Annotated in this window: 14 protein-coding genes and 2 pseudogenes; 9 read left to right on the forward strand and 7 right to left on the reverse strand. The window is 61.9% G+C overall.

Going from position 1 to position 17,367, the window contains the following annotated elements:
* The first annotated feature begins 25 nt into the window (after positions 1-25).
* From B9N88_RS20310 to xylB, 5 genes are read left to right on the forward strand one after another with little or no spacing between them, the layout of a single operon-like run.
* Entirely contained in the window at positions 26-1,558 is a 1,533-nt protein-coding gene (locus B9N88_RS20310; RefSeq protein WP_027605810.1) for a sugar ABC transporter ATP-binding protein, read from the forward strand.
* Positions 1,551-2,528 (forward strand): ABC transporter permease subunit, encoded by a 978-nt coding sequence (locus B9N88_RS20315; RefSeq protein ID WP_027605811.1) that lies wholly within the window; start codon positions 1,551-1,553, stop codon positions 2,526-2,528. The genes B9N88_RS20310 and B9N88_RS20315 overlap by 8 nt, the downstream gene beginning before the upstream one ends.
* A 34-nt stretch (positions 2,529-2,562) precedes the next feature.
* Complete coding sequence (locus B9N88_RS20320; RefSeq protein WP_027605812.1) at positions 2,563-3,495, forward strand: ABC transporter substrate-binding protein; 933 nt, start codon at positions 2,563-2,565, stop codon at positions 3,493-3,495.
* A gap of 21 nt (positions 3,496-3,516) precedes the next feature.
* Entirely contained in the window at positions 3,517-4,509 is a 993-nt protein-coding gene (locus B9N88_RS20325) for a LacI family DNA-binding transcriptional regulator (protein ID WP_027605813.1), read from the forward strand.
* Between the two features lie 16 nt (positions 4,510-4,525).
* Positions 4,526-5,986, forward strand: a complete 1,461-nt coding sequence (gene xylB / locus B9N88_RS20330) for a xylulokinase (RefSeq protein WP_027605814.1) — start codon at positions 4,526-4,528, stop codon at positions 5,984-5,986.
* 302 nt (positions 5,987-6,288) lie between these two features.
* Here xylB and B9N88_RS20335 read toward each other — a convergent pair whose 3' ends face one another.
* Complete coding sequence (locus tag B9N88_RS20335) at positions 6,289-6,732, reverse strand: Lrp/AsnC family transcriptional regulator (protein WP_027605815.1); 444 nt, start codon at positions 6,730-6,732, stop codon at positions 6,289-6,291.
* Between the two features lie 109 nt (positions 6,733-6,841).
* Here B9N88_RS20335 and B9N88_RS20340 point away from each other — a divergent pair, with 109 nt between their 5' ends.
* The gene (locus B9N88_RS20340) at positions 6,842-7,744 is read left to right on the forward strand and encodes a DMT family transporter (protein ID WP_027605816.1); all 903 of its coding nucleotides are present in this window, start codon (positions 6,842-6,844) and stop codon (positions 7,742-7,744) included.
* On the opposite strand, the gene B9N88_RS20345 is transcribed toward B9N88_RS20340, so the two are convergent.
* The 3 genes from B9N88_RS20345 to fabF all read right to left on the reverse strand — a co-directional run bounded on the left by B9N88_RS20345 (position 7,722) and on the right by fabF (position 11,493).
* The gene (locus B9N88_RS20345) at positions 7,722-9,701 is read right to left on the reverse strand and encodes a peptidase U32 family protein (RefSeq protein ID WP_027605817.1); all 1,980 of its coding nucleotides are present in this window, start codon (positions 9,699-9,701) and stop codon (positions 7,722-7,724) included. The two genes, B9N88_RS20340 and B9N88_RS20345, sit on opposite strands and share 23 nt — an antisense overlap.
* 70 nt (positions 9,702-9,771) lie before the next feature.
* Complete coding sequence (locus B9N88_RS20350; RefSeq protein ID WP_027605818.1) at positions 9,772-10,152, reverse strand: RidA family protein; 381 nt, start codon at positions 10,150-10,152, stop codon at positions 9,772-9,774.
* Positions 10,153-10,224: 72 nt separating this feature from the next.
* Positions 10,225-11,493 carry a beta-ketoacyl-ACP synthase II gene (gene fabF / locus B9N88_RS20355; RefSeq protein ID WP_027605819.1) on the reverse strand — a complete coding sequence of 423 codons (1,269 nt, stop codon included), beginning with the start codon at positions 11,491-11,493 and terminating at the stop codon, positions 10,225-10,227.
* A 107-nt stretch (positions 11,494-11,600) separates the two neighbouring features.
* On the opposite strand from fabF, the gene B9N88_RS20360 reads away from it, so the two are divergent.
* From B9N88_RS20360 to B9N88_RS33350, 3 genes and pseudogenes are all read left to right on the forward strand, one after another.
* Positions 11,601-12,089: a winged helix-turn-helix transcriptional regulator gene (locus B9N88_RS20360; protein ID WP_027605820.1), complete on the forward strand. Its 489-nt coding sequence runs from the start codon at positions 11,601-11,603 to the stop codon at positions 12,087-12,089.
* Positions 12,090-12,213: 124 nt separating this feature from the next.
* Positions 12,214-12,981 (forward strand): annotated as a pseudogene (locus tag B9N88_RS33345) (PAS domain-containing protein); the annotation flags it as partial.
* A gap of 111 nt (positions 12,982-13,092) precedes the next feature.
* A pseudogene (locus B9N88_RS33350) lies at positions 13,093-13,569 on the forward strand (methyl-accepting chemotaxis protein); the annotation flags it as partial.
* A gap of 52 nt (positions 13,570-13,621) precedes the next feature.
* On the opposite strand, the gene B9N88_RS20370 reads toward B9N88_RS33350, so the two are convergent.
* The 3 genes from B9N88_RS20370 to B9N88_RS20385 all read right to left on the reverse strand — a co-directional run bounded on the left by B9N88_RS20370 (position 13,622) and on the right by B9N88_RS20385 (position 17,282).
* Positions 13,622-14,944, reverse strand: a complete 1,323-nt coding sequence (locus B9N88_RS20370; RefSeq protein WP_027605822.1) for an OprD family porin — start codon at positions 14,942-14,944, stop codon at positions 13,622-13,624.
* Between the two features lie 375 nt (positions 14,945-15,319).
* Entirely contained in the window at positions 15,320-16,189 is an 870-nt protein-coding gene (locus B9N88_RS20375; RefSeq protein ID WP_027605823.1) for an isocitrate lyase/PEP mutase family protein, read from the reverse strand.
* 463 nt (positions 16,190-16,652) lie between these two features.
* Entirely contained in the window at positions 16,653-17,282 is a 630-nt protein-coding gene (locus B9N88_RS20385) for a TetR/AcrR family transcriptional regulator (protein WP_027605824.1), read from the reverse strand.
* Between the last annotated feature and the right edge of the window lie 85 nt (positions 17,283-17,367).

A 17,367-nucleotide genomic window follows, 5' to 3' on the forward strand; every position in this document is an offset into this window, starting at 1 on the left:
AAATAATAAAACCAGGAGCTCATTGATGAGCCTTGAACCCTTGCTCGAGATGCAGGGCATCAGCAAAACCTTCAACGGTTTGCGCGTGCTCAAGAATGTCGGCCTGAAGGTCTACCCCGGCGAAATCCACGCCTTGATGGGGGAGAACGGCGCCGGCAAATCGACCCTGATGAAAATCCTCTCCGGCGCTTACCAGGCCGATCCCGGCGGTGAAATCCGCATGGCCGGCCAGGCCGTCGCCACCTTTACCCCCGCCACCGCCAAAGCCCTCGGCATCGCCGTGATCTACCAGGAATTGAGCCTGTGCCCGAACCTGAGTGTGGCCGAGAACATCTACCTGGGCCGCGAACTGCGCCGTGGCTGGACCATCGACCGCAGGGGCATGCAAGCCGGTTGCGTCGAAGTGCTGCAACGCCTGGGCGCCGAATTCACCCCGGCCACTAAGGTCAGCAGCCTGTCGATTGCCGAGCGTCAGCTGGTGGAAATTGCCCGGGCCTTGCACGCCCATGCCAGGATCCTGGTGATGGACGAACCGACCACGCCGCTGTCGTCCCGCGAGACCGACCGCCTGTTTGCGCTGATCAAGCAACTGCGCAGCCAGGGCCTGGCGATCATCTACATCAGTCATCGCATGGCCGAGATCTATGAACTGTCGGACCGTGTCTCGGTGCTGCGCGACGGCCAATACATCGGCGAGCTGAGTCGCGACGCGCTGTCGGCCGAAGTCCTCGTGAAAATGATGGTCGGCCGCGATCTGTCCGGTTTCTACAAGAAGGAACATGCCGCCTACGACCCCGGTGCGGTGGTAATGCGCGTGCGTGACATGGCCGATGGCAAGCGCGTGCGCAACTGCAGCTTCGACCTGCATGCCGGTGAAGTGCTGGGTATCGCCGGGCTGGTCGGGGCAGGGCGCACCGAGCTGGCGCGGTTGATCTTCGCCGCCGATCCGCGCACCAGCGGCACCCTGGAAGTGGTGGGCAAGACCGTGACGCAACTGCGCAACCCGGCGGATGCGATTCGTGCCGGCGTGGTGTACCTCACCGAAGACCGCAAGGCCCAGGGCCTGTTCCTGGACATGAGCGTGGCCGACAACATCAACGTCTGCGCCTGTGTGCCGGATGCCCGCGCCGGCGGCGTGCTCGACCGTGGCCATGGTTTGAAACGTGCCAATGATGCAATCAAGTCACTGTCGATTCGCGTGGCGTCGGGCAAGGTCAATGTCGGCACGCTGTCCGGCGGCAACCAGCAGAAGGTCCTGCTGGCGCGGCTGCTGGAGGTCAAGCCGCACGTGCTGATCCTCGACGAACCCACACGCGGCGTGGACATCGGCTCCAAGTCCGAGATCTACCGCATCATCAATCAACTGGCGCAGGCCGGCGTGGGCATCGTGGTGATCTCCAGCGAACTGCCGGAAATCATCGGCACCTGCGACCGGGTACTGATCATGCGCGAAGGCCAGTTGGTGGCCGAAGTCGGCGGGGCCTCCGGCCACGTCATCTCCCAGGAACGTATTATTGACCTCGCCACCGGTGGCGATCAGGTGGTTGCCCATGGCTGATTCGATGATTGCAACAACAGGCAAGGCCGAACGTGCCCGCGAACTGATGCGCACCGTCGGTATGTTGCCGGTGCTGATTTTGCTGCTGGTGGGCTTCGCCCTGGCCAGCGAGAACTTCCTGACCATGCAGAACCTGTCGATCATCACCCAGCAGGCCTCGGTCAACGTGGTGCTGGCGGCGGGCATGACCTTTGTGATCCTCACGGCGGGGATCGACCTGTCGGTAGGGGCGATCCTGGCGGCGTCGGCCGTGGTGGCGTTGCAGGCGTCGATGTCGCCGCAGTTCGGCATGTTCGGGATTGCCGCCGGTATCGGCTTCGGCCTGCTGCTGGGCCTGGTCAACGGCGGGTTGATTGCCTTCATGCGCCTGCCGCCGTTTATCGTCACCCTTGGCGCACTCACCGCCATGCGCGGCCTGGCGCGTCTGCTGGCCGATGACAAGACCGTGTTCAACCCCGACCTGCCGTTTGCCTTTATCGGCAACGACTCGATCCTTGGCGTGCCCTGGCTGGTGGTGATCGCCGTGGCGGTGGTGGCGCTGTCGTGGTTCATCCTGCGCCGCACGGTGATGGGCGTGCAGATCTATTCGGTAGGCGGCAACCCCGAAGCGGCGCGACTCTCCGGGATCAAGGTGTGGAAGGTGCTGCTGTTCGTCTACGCCATGTCCGGCGCGTTGGCCGGGCTGGGTGCGGTGATGAGCGCCTCGCGCCTGTTCGCCGCCAATGGCCTGCAACTGGGGCAATCCTACGAGCTGGATGCGATTGCCGCCGTGATCCTCGGCGGTACCAGTTTTACCGGTGGCGTCGGCACCATCGGCGGCACGCTGATCGGCGCGCTGATCATCGCGGTACTCACCAACGGCCTGGTGCTGCTGGGGGTGTCGGACATCTGGCAGTACATCATCAAGGGCATCGTGATCATCGGCGCGGTCGCGCTGGATCGCTACCGCCAGTCCGGTGCACGGACCTGATTTCACTCAGACAACAATCACAAGAGAGACCCGCATGAACCTTAAACGCATGTTTCCCGTCATTGCCTTGGCTGCCCTGATGTCCCAAGCCGCAGAGGCCCGCGAACTCAAGGCCCTGGGCATCAGCATGGGCTCGCTCGGCAACCCGTATTTCGTGACCCTGGCCGATGGCGCCACGGCCCGGGCCAAGGAGCTGAACCCCGCCGTCAAGGTCACCTCGGTGTCGGCCGACTATGACCTGAGCAAGCAGTTCTCGCAGATCGACAACTTTATTTCGTCCAAGGTCGACCTGATCCTGATCAACGCCGTCGACCCTTCTGCCATGGCCTCGGCGATCAAGAAAGCCCGCGATGCCGGCATCGTCGTGGTGGCAGTGGATGTGGACGCCAAGGGCGTGAATGCCACCGTGCAGACCGACAACGTCGAAGCCGGCAAGCTGGCCTGCCAATACCTGGTGGACAAGCTTGCCGGCAAGGGCAACGTGATTATCCAGAACGGCCCGCAAGTCACCGCCGTGACCGACCGCGTCAAAGGCTGTAAAGCCGCATTGGCCGGCGCGCCGGAGATCAAGGTGCTGTCCGACGACCAGGACGGCAAAGGCTCCCGCGAAGGCGGCCTGAACGTGATGCAGGGCTACCTCACGCGCTTCCCGAAAATCGACGGCCTGTTTGCGATCAACGACCCCCAGGCCATCGGCAGCGACCTGGCGGCCAAGCAGCTCAAGCGCAGCGGCATCATCATCACCTCGGTGGACGGCGCGCCGGATATCGAGAACGCGCTGAAGACCGATACCCAGATCCAGGCGTCAGCCAGCCAGGACCCGTGGGCCATGGCGCAGACGGCGGTGAATGTCGGCAATGACCTGCTCAACGACAAGGCCCCGGCCGAAGCGGTGACCCTGCTCACGCCAAAACTGATCACCCGCGACAACGTCGGTACGTACAGTGGCTGGTCGAGTAAACATTGATAGCGTGAGAGGAACAGCGTCGTGGTGACCATGGATGACGTGGCAAGCAGGGCGGGGGTGTCGACGTCGACCGTGTCACACGTGTTGAACGGCACCCGCAAGGTCAGCCCGGCCACGGTGCTGGCGGTGCAGCGGGCGATCCAGGCGCTGGGGTATATCCCCAACACCCTGGCGCGCTCGCTGGCGCGGTCGAGTACCAACACGATCGGCGTGGCGATCTCGGCGCTGTCCAACCATTACTTCAGCGAGACGGTGCACGCGATTGAAACCGAGTGCGCCAAGCACGGCTACATGATGCTGTTTGTCGACACCCACGACGACCCGGAGCAGGAGCTGCGGGTCGTCATGGCGCTGCATCATCGGCGGGTCGACGGTATCGTGCTGGCGCCGTCGAACGGCTCGATGGCCCTGGAATACCTGCGCGCCAACGAGATTCCGGCGGTGCTGGTGGACCGCATGATGAGCGAGCAGTTTGACCAGGTCGGGGTGGAGAATGCCCAGGCCACCCAGGCCCTGATTGAGCACCTGATCGGTCACGGGCACCGCCGCATCGGCTTTATCGCCGGGCGCACGGGTTTCAGTACTACGGATGAGCGGGTAGCGGGTTACCGCGCGGCGTTGCACGCGGCGGGGCTGGCCTTCGATCCGCAGCTGCTGGTCAACGGTGGCTCCAACACCGAACCGGCGCGCCAAGCCACGGCGCAGTTGCTGGGCCTGGCTTCGCCACCCACGGCGATCATGGCCGGCAATAACCTGATGACCCTCGGCGCGATGCACGCTCTGCGTGACGCGCAGCTTGAAGTGCCGAGACAAATGGCCCTTGTGGGGTTTGATGGTTTTGACTGGGCGGATTTTTTCGTGCCGCGCCTGAGCCTGATCGCACAGCCGGTCAAGGCCCTTGGCGCCCGCGCGGTCGACCTGTTGCTGCAACGTATGGCGTCGCCTGACGCACCGCCCCAGAGCGTGCGCCTGGCGCCGACCCTGCAGTTACGTAACTCCTGTGGCTGTCCTTGATGGGAATAACACACGCATGAACAGTCCTGTTTCCCTGGGCATTGACCTGGGCACATCGGAACTCAAAGCCATCCTCATGGACGCCACGGGCGCGGTGCTGGCCCATGCCGGCGTGCGCTTGAGCGTGTCGCGCCGGCACAGCGGCTGGTCTGAACAGGCGCCGGAAGACTGGTGGCAAGCCTGCTTGCAGGCGTTGGCGCAACTGCGCGGACACGAGGCGTTTACCCGCGTGGCCTGTATCGGCCTGTCGGGGCAGATGCACGGCGCGGTGTTGCTGGGGGCGGACAACCGCGTGTTGTACCCGGCGATCCTGTGGGACGACTCCCGTGCCGTGGCCGAGGCCGAACAACTGGGTCCCGGCTTCGCCGACGTCACCGGCAGCCTGCCCATGGCCGGGCTGACCGCGCCGAAACTGCTGTGGCTGCAACGGCATGAGCCCGAGGTGTTCCAGGCGATTGATTGCGTGCTGTCGCCTAAGGATTACCTGCGCTTGCGCTTGAGTGGCGAGCGCATCAGCGAGATGTCCGACGCGGCGGGTACGTTGTGGCTGGATGTGGCGCGGCGGGCATGGTTTACCCCTATGGTTCGCGCTACAGGCCTTACGCCCGGGCAATTGCCCAGGCTGGTGGAGGGTGGTGCCGCGAGCGCGTTGTTGACGGCCACGGGACTGGGCCTGTCAGCTGAGGTGGTGATTGCCGGCGGTGGCGGTGACAACCCTGTGGCGGCGGTCGGCATCGGCGCGGTCAATGCCGGTGATGGCTTCATTACCCTTGGCACCAGCGCGGCCATTGTTGCGATCACCGATCACGCTGCAGGCAACCCGGCCAGTGCAGTGCACAGCTTCTGCCACGCGCTGCCCAACCGCTGGTACACCATGGGCGCCATGCTCGCCGGCGCCAGTTGCCTGCGCTGGGTTACTCGGCTGACGGGTATTACGGATGAACAGACGTTACTGGAGCAGGTGCAGGCGCAATTGCCGATTGAGCAGCACGTGCCTTTAGGGACGCCGTTGTTCCTGCCGTACCTGGCCGGCGAACGCACACCCCACAATGATCCTTTGCTGCGCGGCGGCTTTATGAACCTGGGCCACGATTGCACGCCGGGGATGCTCGGTTACGCGGTGATGGAAGGGGTGGGTTTCGGTTTGCTTGATGCGTTGCGCGCGGTGCAATCGACCGGCGCCGACGTTACCGCTTTGGCCCTGGTGGGCGGTGGTGCGCGCAGTGAGTACTGGGCGCAGCTGCTGGCGAATATCCTGCAGCGGGAAATCTTCACCTTGCAGGGCAGTGAATTGAGCGCGTGTATTGGCGCGGCGAAGCTGGGGTTTGTGGCGATGGGGCAGGGGGCGGAGCTGCTCGCGGCGGGGATGCCGGTCAAGGCGCGATATAAGCCTGACCTGTTGCAGCAGCCGGTGTTGGCGGCGCGTTATCACAAGTTTCAAAGTTTGCTGCCCGCTGCAAAGGCCCTTCACGACTAGGCTCCCGTTGTGGGTGGGGCTGTTGTGGTGAGCGGGCTTGCCCCGCGCTGGGCTGCGAAGCAGCCCCAATAAAGGCACCGCGTTTATCCTGGCATAGTGAGTAGTCAGGTTTAGGGGCCGCTTCGCGCCCCAGCGCGGGGCAAGCCCGCTCACCACAACAAGCCTGCTCACTACAAAAGGCCTGCTAACCACAACAAGCCTGCTTGCTACAGGAAGCCTGCTTGCCACAACAAGCCCGCCTGCCACAGGAAGCCTGCTCACCACACCCGGCCCACTCTCCACAAGAATCGGTGTGTTGTTGTTCAGTCGTTGGTCAGCGGCGGCAAACGTCGCTTTACCGGGGTTTTCTTGACGATGGCGGTGTTGGTTTCGGCGTAGGCATTGATCCGATCCAGCAGGCTGTCGAGATGGTCCATGGTGCGCACATGCAGGCGTGCGATGAAGCAGTCTTCGCCGGTGACCTTGTCGCATTCGGTAAACTCCGGAATCGCCTGGATCTGGCGCTCCACCTCCTGCAATTTGCCGGGCAGGGGGCGGATGCGCACGATGGCTTGCAGCAGGTAGCCGAAGTGCCTGGGGTCGATGTCGACGGTGTAGTGGGTCAGCACGCCGCGTTCTTCCAGGCGGCGCAGGCGTTCGCCCACACTGGGCGAGGACAGCCCGGTGATGCCCGCCAGGGCCTTGAGGGACAGCCGCGAGTCATCCATCAGGGCGGCGATCAGTTGCTGGTCGATGGTGTCAATCATGGTGTTCGCCTAATAAGAAAAGGTGATTGCGGGATTTTGCCTTTTTTAGTCACTGGAGCCGCTCACAAGCAGATTGCCATAATTGAGCCTCACTTGAGGAGCATCAATCATGGATTCATCCATCCGTCTCGGTTCGTGGGAAATGATCGCCGCCATGCTGATCTCGGGCACGATCGGCTGGTTTGTGCTGGTGTCCGGCGTGTCGGTGATCGAAGTGGTGTTCTGGCGCTGCGTGATCGGCGGCCTGACCCTGTTGCTGGTGTGCGCGCTGCTCGGCTACCTGCGCCTGGACCTGCTCAGTTGGGCCACGTTCGGCCTGGCGATGCTCAGTGGCGTGGCGATTGTCGGCAACTGGTTGCTGCTGTTCGAATCCTATTCCCGCGCGTCGATCGCCATCAGCACGGCGGTGTACAACGTGCAGCCGTTCATGTTGGTGATGCTGGCAGCGCTGTTCCTGGGCGAAAAGATCACCGTGCAGAAACTGGCGTGGTTGAGCGTGGCGTTCCTGGGAATGCTGGCGATCGTCACCGCCCATGGTAATCAGCCAACCGGCGACGATTATCTGGCGGGCATCGCCTTGGCGCTGGGCGCGGCATTGCTGTATGCGATTGCCGCACTGATCATCAAGCGTTTGAAGGACGTACCACCGCATTTGATGGCGTTGATCCAGGTGACCACCGGCGCAGTGTTACTGGCGCCCTTGGTGCCTTGGAACAGCTTGCCTGCCACCACCAACGCCTGGGCGGCATTGGTCACGCTCGGTGTGGTGCACACCGGCTTGATGTACGTGTTGCTCTATGGCGCGATCCAGAAACTGCCCACCGCCATCACCGGCGCACTGTCGTTTATCTACCCGATTGCGGCGATCTTCGTCGATTGGATTGCCTTCGGGCATCGCCTGGGCTGGCTGCAATGGCTGGGGGTGATGGCGATCCTGCTGGCGGCGGCGGGGTTGCAGCGGGGCTGGTGGTGGCCCCGCTCCCACAGGGTCAGTGCGTGCCCTGAAAGATGATATTTTCCGGGTTGAAATGCTCCACCACACTGCCCGGCTGCGGCAACCCAAGGATATGCCCCTTGATCTTGCCCACCACGTGCATCTCGCAGGGTTTGCAGTCGAACTTCAACGTCAGCACTTCATCGCCGTGAATCAACTGCATCGGCGCGACCTTGGTCTTCACCCCTGTCACCCCCTTGGCCTGTTTAGGGCAGAGGTTGAAGGAGAAACGCAGGCAGTGCTTGGTGATCATCACCGGCACTTCGCCTTTCTCTTCATGGGCTTCAAAGGCTGCGTCGATCAGCTTCACCCCGTGACGGTGGTAGAAGTCGCGGGCTTTCTGGTTGTAGACGTTGGCCAGGAACGACAGGTGCGCTTCCGGATACACCGGCGGCGGCGTGGTCTCGGCCTTGCGCCCGCCACGGGGGTGGGCGGCAACACGGGCGGCGGTCAGGGCTTCGATCACTTCGCGGCGCAATGCCTTGAGCTGCGAGTTGGGGATGAAGAATGCCTGCGGTGCATCCAGTTCGATGCGGGTGGCGTGATACTCGGTGGTACCGAGTTGGCCAAGCAGGTCGCGCAGGGTGTCCAGCGCCTGTTCCGGTTTGTTGGCCACGCCGAACGGGCCGGGCAGGGTGACGCTGGCGTGGATGCCTTCTTCGCTGGTGGCGGTGATTTCCAACTGTTCTTCGCGCAGACGTGCGACCCATGACAGGCCGATACGGCGTTCGGCCGAAGTCTTGAGCAACGCCTGCTGCCAGTTGTGGTCGAGGTTGCGGTTCAGCGGGTGGTTCGGGCGCAACTGATGCAGGCCGGCCGGCATTTCATTCGGCTCGACGCGATAGCGGTAGCGCTTCTCACCGTCTTCCTCGAACTCGCCCTTGGGCTCGGCGATGTTGGCGCGGAAGCCCACCACTTCGCGCTTGACCAGCACATTGAGGCCGTCGCCGTTGGACAGCGGCTCATGGGTGATCACTTGCAGGTCACGCTTGCCGGCTTTTTCCACCACACCCACCGGCAAACCGGTGAAGGTCGGGGTGTCGAAGGCGCCGATGTCGATCTTGCGGTCGCTGACAAAGTAGTCGGTGCTGCCACGGTGGAAGGTTTTTTCCGGGTCGGGCAGGAAGAAGTGCGCGGTACGGCCGCTGGACGCGCGGGCCAGGTCCGGACGGTCTTCGAGGATTTCGTCGAGGCGCTGGCGGTAATAGGCGGTAATGTTCTTCACATAACCCATGTCCTTGTAGCGGCCTTCGATCTTGAAGGAGCGCACGCCGGCTTCCACCAGCGCGCGCAGGTTGGCGCTCTGGTTGTTGTCTTTCATCGACAACAGGTGCTTTTCAAAGGCCACGACGCGGCCCTGGTCGTCTTTCAAGGTGTACGGCAGGCGGCAGGCCTGGGAGCAGTCCCCACGGTTGGCGCTGCGGCCATTTTGCGCGTGGGAGATATTGCACTGCCCGGAGAAGGCCACGCACAGGGCGCCGTGGATAAAGAACTCGATGGCGGCATCGGTCTCGTCGGCGATGGCGCGGATTTCCTGCAGGTTCAGCTCGCGGGCCAACACCAACTGCGAGAACCCGGCCTGGTCGAGGAACTTGGCGCGGCCCAGGGTGCGGATGTCGGTCTGGGTGCTGGCGTGCAGCTCGATGGGCGGAATATCCAGCTCCATCACGCCCAGGTCTTGCACGATCAACGCATCGACACCGGCGTCGTAGAGCTGATGGATCAGCTTGCGCGCGGCTTCGAGTTCGTTGTCATGCAAGATGGTGTTGATAGTCGTGAACACGCGGGCGTGGTAACGACGGGCGAATTCCACCAGTTGAGCGATATCGCTCACTTCGTTGCACGCGTTATGGCGCGCGCCGAAGCTGGGGCCGCCGATGTAGATGGCGTCGGCGCCATGCAGGATGGCCTCGCGCGCGATGGCGACATCGCGGGCAGGGCTGAGCAATTCCAGGTGATGCTTGGGCAAGGACATAGTTTTTTTAGTCAGGCTTGTCACGGTTGAAGCGCGCATTGTAGCTGTGAAATGCCTGACCGGCATTACTTCAGGCTTGAGCGGCCATCGCGGTGACTTCCACACGCATGCCGTCTACCGCCAGTGCAGCCACGCCAACCGCCGCGCGCACGGGCCAGGGCTTGGCAAAGAAGCGTTTGTAGACCTCATTGAAGGCGGCGCGGTCGGCCATATCGGTCAGATAAATGGTCAGGTGCATGACCCGGTCCATGGAGCTGCCGGCTTTTTCCAGCGCGACTTTCAGCGCTTGCAGGGTGCATTCGCTTTGCAGGGTGATATCGCCCAGTTCCAGGCTGCCGTCGGCGCGGGTCGGGATCTGGGTGGAGACCAGGATGCCGTTGAAACCGACAACGTCGGAGGAAATCGAGTCGGCATCCGGATCGGGGGTGTAGGACAGGTCGTGGTTGGCCATGGGCGCCTCTTGTTGGCAATAACGGAAAGGCGCCATGGTCCCCGAAAACAATCCCAGGGGCAAACCGCTGGCTTATACCCAGCGGCGGAACAACACGCTGGCATTTACGCCACCAAACCCGAAGCCGTTGGACAGCGCGTATTCAATCGCCATCGGCCGCGCATCACCGCGCACCATGTCCAGCCCCTCGGCCAGGTCATCCGGGTGTTCCAGGTTGAGGGTCACCGGTGCGACCTGATCGCGCAGGGCAAGTACGGTGAAGACCGCCTCGATCCCGCCTGCTGCCCCGAGCAAGTGGCCGGTGGCGGACTTGGTCGAGCTGATCGCCAGGGGGCCACCGGCACCGAATACGGTCCTGATGGCTGCCAGTTCGCCTTTGTCGCCCACCGGGGTCGAGGTGGCGTGGGCATTCAGGTACTGCACCGCAGACGCCTCGATCCCCGCCTGACGCAACGCCTGCGTCATCGCCCGGCGCGCACCGTCGCCGTCTTCCGGGCCGGCGGTCATATGGTAGGCATCGGCACTGGTGCCATAGCCCACCAATTCGGCAATAGGCCGGGCACCGCGTGCCAGGGCGTGTTCCAGCTCCTCGATGACCAGGATGCCGGCGCCTTCGCCCATCACAAAGCCGTCACGCGCTTGATCGAACGGGCGCGAGGCGCGCTCGGGGGCGTCGTTGAAGGCGCTGGACAAGGCCCGCGCCGCCGCGAAGCCGCCCAGGCTGACCCGGTGGATCGCCGCTTCGGCTCCCCCGCACACTGCCACGTCCACTTCACCGGCACGGATCATCCGCGCAGCGTCGCCAATCGCCTGCACACCCGCGGCACAGGCCGTGACCGGCGCTCCCAGCGGGCCTTTCAAGCCATAGTTGATCGACACATGCCCGGCGGCCATGTTGCTCAGGAACGATGGAATGGTGAACGGCGACAAGCGTCGCGGGCCCTTGCTGTCGGTGGTGCGTACCGCCTCGGCGATGGCCGGAAAACCGCCGACGCCCGAGGCAATGATGGTGGCGGTGCGTTCCTGCTGCTGTGCGGTGTTCGGGGCCCAGCCGGCCTGCTTCAGGGCTTCGTCGGCCGCCGCCAGGGCGAACAGGATAAAACGGTCCATCTTGCGCTGCTCTTTTGCCGCCAGCAGGCGATCAGGATCGAACCCGGCTTCAGGGTCCTGCAGCACGCTCTGCACTTGGCCGCCGATGCTGATAGCCAGGTCGCCGATCAGTTCTTCAGGCAGGCGACGAATGCCCGACTGCCCCTTCAACAGGCGTTTCCAGGTTGACTCCACATCGGCGCCCAACGGTGTCAGCGCACCCATGCCTGTCACAACGATACGTTTACTCATGATCAATCGACTCCGGTTGCGTTGAGGGTCCAGACCTTATGGACGTCACTATCATGATGAAAGTAACATGGCGTCATACAACTGTGCACCGGCCCCAAGGAATCCTTATGCAACGCAAGTCCCTGACCCGCGACGAATGCCCCATCGCCCGCAGCCTCGACCGGGTAGGGGAGTGGTGGAGCATCCTGATCATGCGCGACGCGTTGCAGGGGCTGCGCCGCTTCGATGAGTTCTCGCGCAGCCTGGGCATTGCGCCAAACATGCTCACGCGCCGCCTGACAGCGTTGGTGGAGGCGGGGATGCTGGAGCGCAGGGCCTACAGTGAGCGGCCGCCGCGCTATGAATATGTGCCGACCGCCAAGGGCGAGGATTTCCGCATGGTGCTGATGTCGCTGGTGGCGTGGGGTAACCGGCATTACGCCGAAGAAGGCACCAGTGTCGAGTTGGTCGAGCGGGACACGGGGCGGCCGGTGCAGCCGATGTTGGCGAGTGCAGAGGGACACATCGTGCCGTTGGAGGACTGTGTGTTGCAGGCCGGCCCGGCGGCCAGTACCGGTATGCGGGAGCGCTTGGCTTCGCTTGCCGCAAAGCCTTGAATCCTGCGGGCTCAAGCAATAATTTGACGCCAGAAAATAATCCTGCTGCGCCCCTTAAAGTCGCGTATTTCCCAGCCGATAGCGAGTCAAGACACAGGTTTTTCCGCACGGCTGAGGGCTCGTCATGTTCAATACAACACTCAAAACCGAACTGGCGGCCAGGACGGCCGAAGTCACCGAGTACAAAGGACTGATCAGCGCCCTGGAACGCTCCATGGCGGTCGTCGAATTCGACCTCAACGGCAAGGTCCTGCGTGCCAACGATAACTTCCTGAAAACCCTGGGCTACAGTCGCGACCAATTGGCGAGCAAATCCCACCGGGACTTTTGCTTGCCGGCGCTGACCAACAGCCCCGCCTACAGCCAGTTCTGGGGTGAGCTCAAGGCCGGTAAGTTCGTATCGGGCACCTTCAAGCGCGTGGATGCCCACGGCAAGACGGTCTGGTTGGAAGCCAGCTACAACCCGGTACTGGATGAGCGTGGCCAAGTGCTGAAAGTGGTCAAGTACGCCCTGGATGTCACCGCCAAAGTCGAACAGGAGGCGGCGACCCGCAGCAAACTGGCCGCAGTGGATCGGGCCATGGCAGTGATCGAGTTCGACTTGAACGGTCAGGTGCTGGACGCCAACGAGAACTTTCTGCACGTCATGGGCTATACGCTGGCCGAAATCAAAGGCAAGCACCACCGCCTGTTTTGCGAACCCAGCCTGATCAACAGCAGCGAGTACACCGACTTCTGGCGACGCTTGAACAACGGTGAATTTTTCACCGGGCAATTCAAACGTCTCGGCAAGCATGGCCGTGTCGCGTGGCTGGAGGCCAGTTACAACCCGGTCTACGACGGCGACGGCACGCTGATCAAGATCGTCAAGTTTGCCAGTGACATCACTGAACGCGTGGAAAAGTTCGAGGAAGACTCACGCGGCGCCTCCCGGGCCTACCATATTTCCTCCGAGACCGAGCGGTTTGCCGAACATGGCACCCAGGTAATCCATGAAACCGCCGCTGAAATGCGCCGGATCGCGGAGAACATCGGCGCGTCGGCGCGTCTGGTCGGGCAATTGGGCGAGCGCTCCGAGCAAATTACCGCCATCGTCAATACCATTCGAGGCATCGCCGACCAAACCAACCTGTTGGCCCTCAACGCGGCCATCGAGGCTGCCCGTGCGGGCGACCAAGGGCGTGGTTTTGCCGTGGTGGCCGATGAGGTCAGGCAGTTGGCGGGGCGTACCAGCCGCTCGACTGCGGAAATCGCCGAAATGATCGGCATGATCCTGTCGGAAACCCGCGACGCGGTGGCCAGCATGAGCTCCACCCAAGAGGGCGCGCAACGCGGCGTGAACCTGGCCGACCAGGCGGGTTCGGTGATTTTGCAGATCCGCACCAGCACCAGTGATGCGGTGCAGGCCGTGAGTATGTTTGCGTCGAAACTGGATGAGTCGGAAGTGATTCCAAAAACTGCCGTCGGCTGGGTAGGCTGATCGCGTCTTAGGCGTGGAGAGGGAGCCATTCCCTCTCCTGACAAGGCTCCCTTTACAGCAAGGTGAACGGGTAGTCGACGATCACCCGTAGCTCATTCAAGTCGCCATCGCGCTGGTCGGCGTTGGACGCCACGATGGCATCACGCACGCGCAACGACAGGTTTTTCGCCGGACCACTCTGGATCACGTATTTGGCCTCCACGTCCGTCTCGTGATGGGCGCCGTCGGCACCGTAATCGCCGGCATAGGCGCTGTTGACCGGGGTGTGGGTGCCGTTGATGTCCGAACCGTTGATATAGCGGCTCATGAAACTCAACCCCGGCACGCCATAACTGGCCATGTTCAAGTCATAACGAATCCCCCACGATTGCTCGCCTGGCCCGTTGAAGTCGCCCCACTGCACCGAGTTGGCCAGGAACACCGAGTCGCCGCCTTCACCTGCGCCGTTGTTGCCGGTGCCGATGTAGTCAAAGGGCGTGTCGCCGTGCACCTTCTGGAACGACAGCGTCAGCGTATGCGCCTGCAGGAACGAATAGGCCGCCGCCACCGAGTAGGTGGTGTTGTTGATCGCGCCGGCCTTGGCGGCGCCGGTGTCGAGGGTGCGGTACAGGTTGCCGTCCAGGGCCAGGGATTGGTCATGGGGCAGGGCGATGACGTAGTTGAGGTTGGTGTAGTACTGGCGCCAGATGTCTTCCAGTTCGCCGGCATACAGTGTCGCGCTCAGTGACGGTGTGAAGGTGTATTTGCCGCCGACAAAGCTCGCGCTGTTGGCCGCCACGTTGGCGTAGGTGGCGTAGATATCGTGGTCATGGTTGCTGGTCATGCCGCTGTTGGTGCTGGTGAAGTGCCCGGCTTCCAGGTCCAGTCCGCTGATTTCGCTGCTGGTGAGATCAAAGCCGGTGGCGGTCTGCGGCAGCAGGCGGGTGCCGCCGGTGGCGAAGACCGGCGCGGTGGGCTGCATGTCACCGAACTTCAACTGGGTCTTGGAAATTTTGAGTTTCACCGCAGCACCGACGGAACCGTAGGCATTCTCGGGATCGCCGTGCCGATCGGTCGGCAGGTCGCCGGTGCCGGCGTCCGCGTGGGTAGCGTCGAGTTTCAGCGCGCCGTAGGCGTAGGCATCCACGCCAAAGCCGAGGGTGCCCTGAGTGAAGCCCGAGGCGTAGTTGAGCATGGCGCCCTGGGCCCAGTCGCGGTTGTCGGCCTTGCCGCTCGCACGGTCGCGGTCGAAGTAATAGTTGCGCAACAAGCCGGTGACGCTGCTGCCGTCGATAAAACCCTTGGAGTCGGCCTGGTCCGTGACGGACTCGGCAAACGCCACGGGGCTGATACTGGCGCACACCGCCAGCGCCAACAGGCTCCACTGTTTAATCATGTTATTAACTTCCCCGGAATAATGAACGCGCACAGAAACGCCGCACTGTCTGGCAGGCGTACACGCTTGTATGGGCAGAGTTTTAAAGTGAGGCGTTACGGTTTCTTATTGTCTTCGACGGGTTTGCCGAAGCTGACTCCAGGCAGATTTTGCGCGGCCTGCAGGTGTGCCGGGGATGAAACTCGATTAATTAAACTTCACTATTTTTAATCGGCGGGAGGTGTAGCGTGGGCACTGTCTTAGCCGCTCTGCTTCGACAATACCCTTTGGTTGCCGCCGTAGTTGCTACGGCGGATTTTTTCCATGGGGAGTTTTTAAGTTGAACTAACAAGGGCGAGGGCGCTGGAGTAATTGGCCCCTTATTCCACGCAGTTATTACTCTTCCACGTCCATGAACTCCTTGGCCCACGCCACGTAACTTTCAGGCAGCGTGTAGGTATGGGTCAGCTCCGTCGCACTGAGGTTCGAGGTGCTGTGGGTCAGCTGGCGCTGGGCGCGGAGGCTGTCGTAAGTAGCCTTGATCGCCGCAAAGTACGCGCCATGGCCGGCAACCACCACGCGCACGCCCAAATCCGCCAAACGCTGGGCGTCGTTGAGCTTGGGGTTGCCGTAGGTCACCAGCATCAGCGGCACGGTGAGGTTTTCCGCGATCTTCTCCAGGTGCTCGAAGTCGCTGACACCCACCATGCAGATGCCGTCGGCACCGGCTTTCTGATAAGCCCGGGTGCGTTCGATCACCGCTTCGGTGGACAACACGCCGGCGTTGGTCCGGGCGATGATCGACAGTTCAGGATCGACACGGGCTTCCAGGGCGGCGCGGACCTTGCCGATGCCTTCCTGGATGGAAATCAGGTCGGTGGATTTGCGCCCGAATTGTGCAGGCAGCAGCGTGTCTTCAATCGTCAATGCCGCGACGCCGGCGCGCTCAAGCTCTTCGACGGTGCGCATCACGTTGAGTGCATTGCCGTAACCGTGGTCGGCATCGGCAATAAAAGGCAACTGGGCGACGCGGCCGATACGGGTAGCCTGCTCGACGAACTCACTCAGCGTGATCAAGGCAAAGTCGGGTGCTGCCAGTACCTGCAACGAGGCCACGGAGCCACCCAGGATACCGACCTCGAAGCCCAGGTCGGCGGCGATACGTGCCGACATAGGGTCGAACACGGACGCGGTTTCAACGCAGGTTGGCGTTGCAAACAGCTCACGAAAATTGCGGCGAAGCGCTGAGTGGGACTTTTTTGGCATGATCTTTCCTGGTTGGGGCCATTGTCGACTGACGATCAATGCCTATTCATAGTCGCAGCAGATTAACACGCCGCAAAAAATAGGATTATGACGTTTGAGCATGAGGTATGCGTGTAACACATACCCCCAGGCCATGGTGCAAGGCTCGGGTGGGCTGTTGACGAAAATCAGCTTTTTGCTGGCTCAGCTGATAAAGATCAACTAACCGCCGCTGTGCACGGCTCACTGGAGGCCAATTCACAGATTGAGATGGCCACGTGCCGAGGTGCCCTATATTGCAGAATCCGCGTTTACTATTGATTGCCCCTCCCACCATGAACTGGCCTAATGATTTTGGACACTTCAATCTGGCTCTATGAGGCGCTGAACGAAGCGCAGCATGAGGCATTCGCCGGTTTGGCGGAGCGCCAGGGGATTGCCGTCGAACAACGGTATTTTATCGAAGGGGGGCCACTGAGGAATATCAGGTCCTGTCCCCATTTTGCCTATAGAGATAGTTTTCAAGCAGGGTGACAACCTCAGTAATAAAGCGCTGATCCCCCAACAATTGTGGCCGATCAGCCGTCACGGTATGGATGATCGCATGCGCAGCGATGCCCATCAGATAGATCGAAAGATCCGGATCGGGAACATTCTTCATGAAAGGTCTCAGGACGTCTGAAAACTGTCGCTGCATATGATCTTTTTCATGGTCTTCCTGGCGAACGGTGCGGGGCAGCTCTTCATGAATCGCCTTATGAAGCGCAGGCGCGATGCGATGCTCCGCGACGATCATTTCCACGATCATTGTGAGCGCCTCTCGAAGAGACGGTTGTCCTGGCAAAACTTCCAACGCGTTAAGCAAATCGGTTCGCGTTGCAGCGGCATGACGTCGCTGTAACTCTGCGATAACCGCCTCTTTGTTCGGAAAAAACTGATAGAGCGAACCAATATTGACGCCCGCGCGCTCTGCAATTGCATTGGTCGTCAGGCCTTCCCAGCCGACCTTGGTCAAAATGTAAGTCGCCGCTTGGATAATCGCTTCGACAGTTGCGCGGGAGCGTGCCTGGGCCGGGATTTTACGGGGGGTTACGGTCGTTCGGCTTTTGTTCATGGGACGCTCCAGAACGCGAGTTTTTAAAATATAAGCTTTAACTTACGATTTGAGTTGAGGAAACACAACGTTCTTAACCAACCGA

The sequence above is a fragment of the Pseudomonas sp. LAMO17WK12:I1 genome (assembly GCF_900177315.1).
GTDB classification, from domain to species: Bacteria; Pseudomonadota; Gammaproteobacteria; order Pseudomonadales; family Pseudomonadaceae; genus Aquipseudomonas; species Aquipseudomonas marginalis.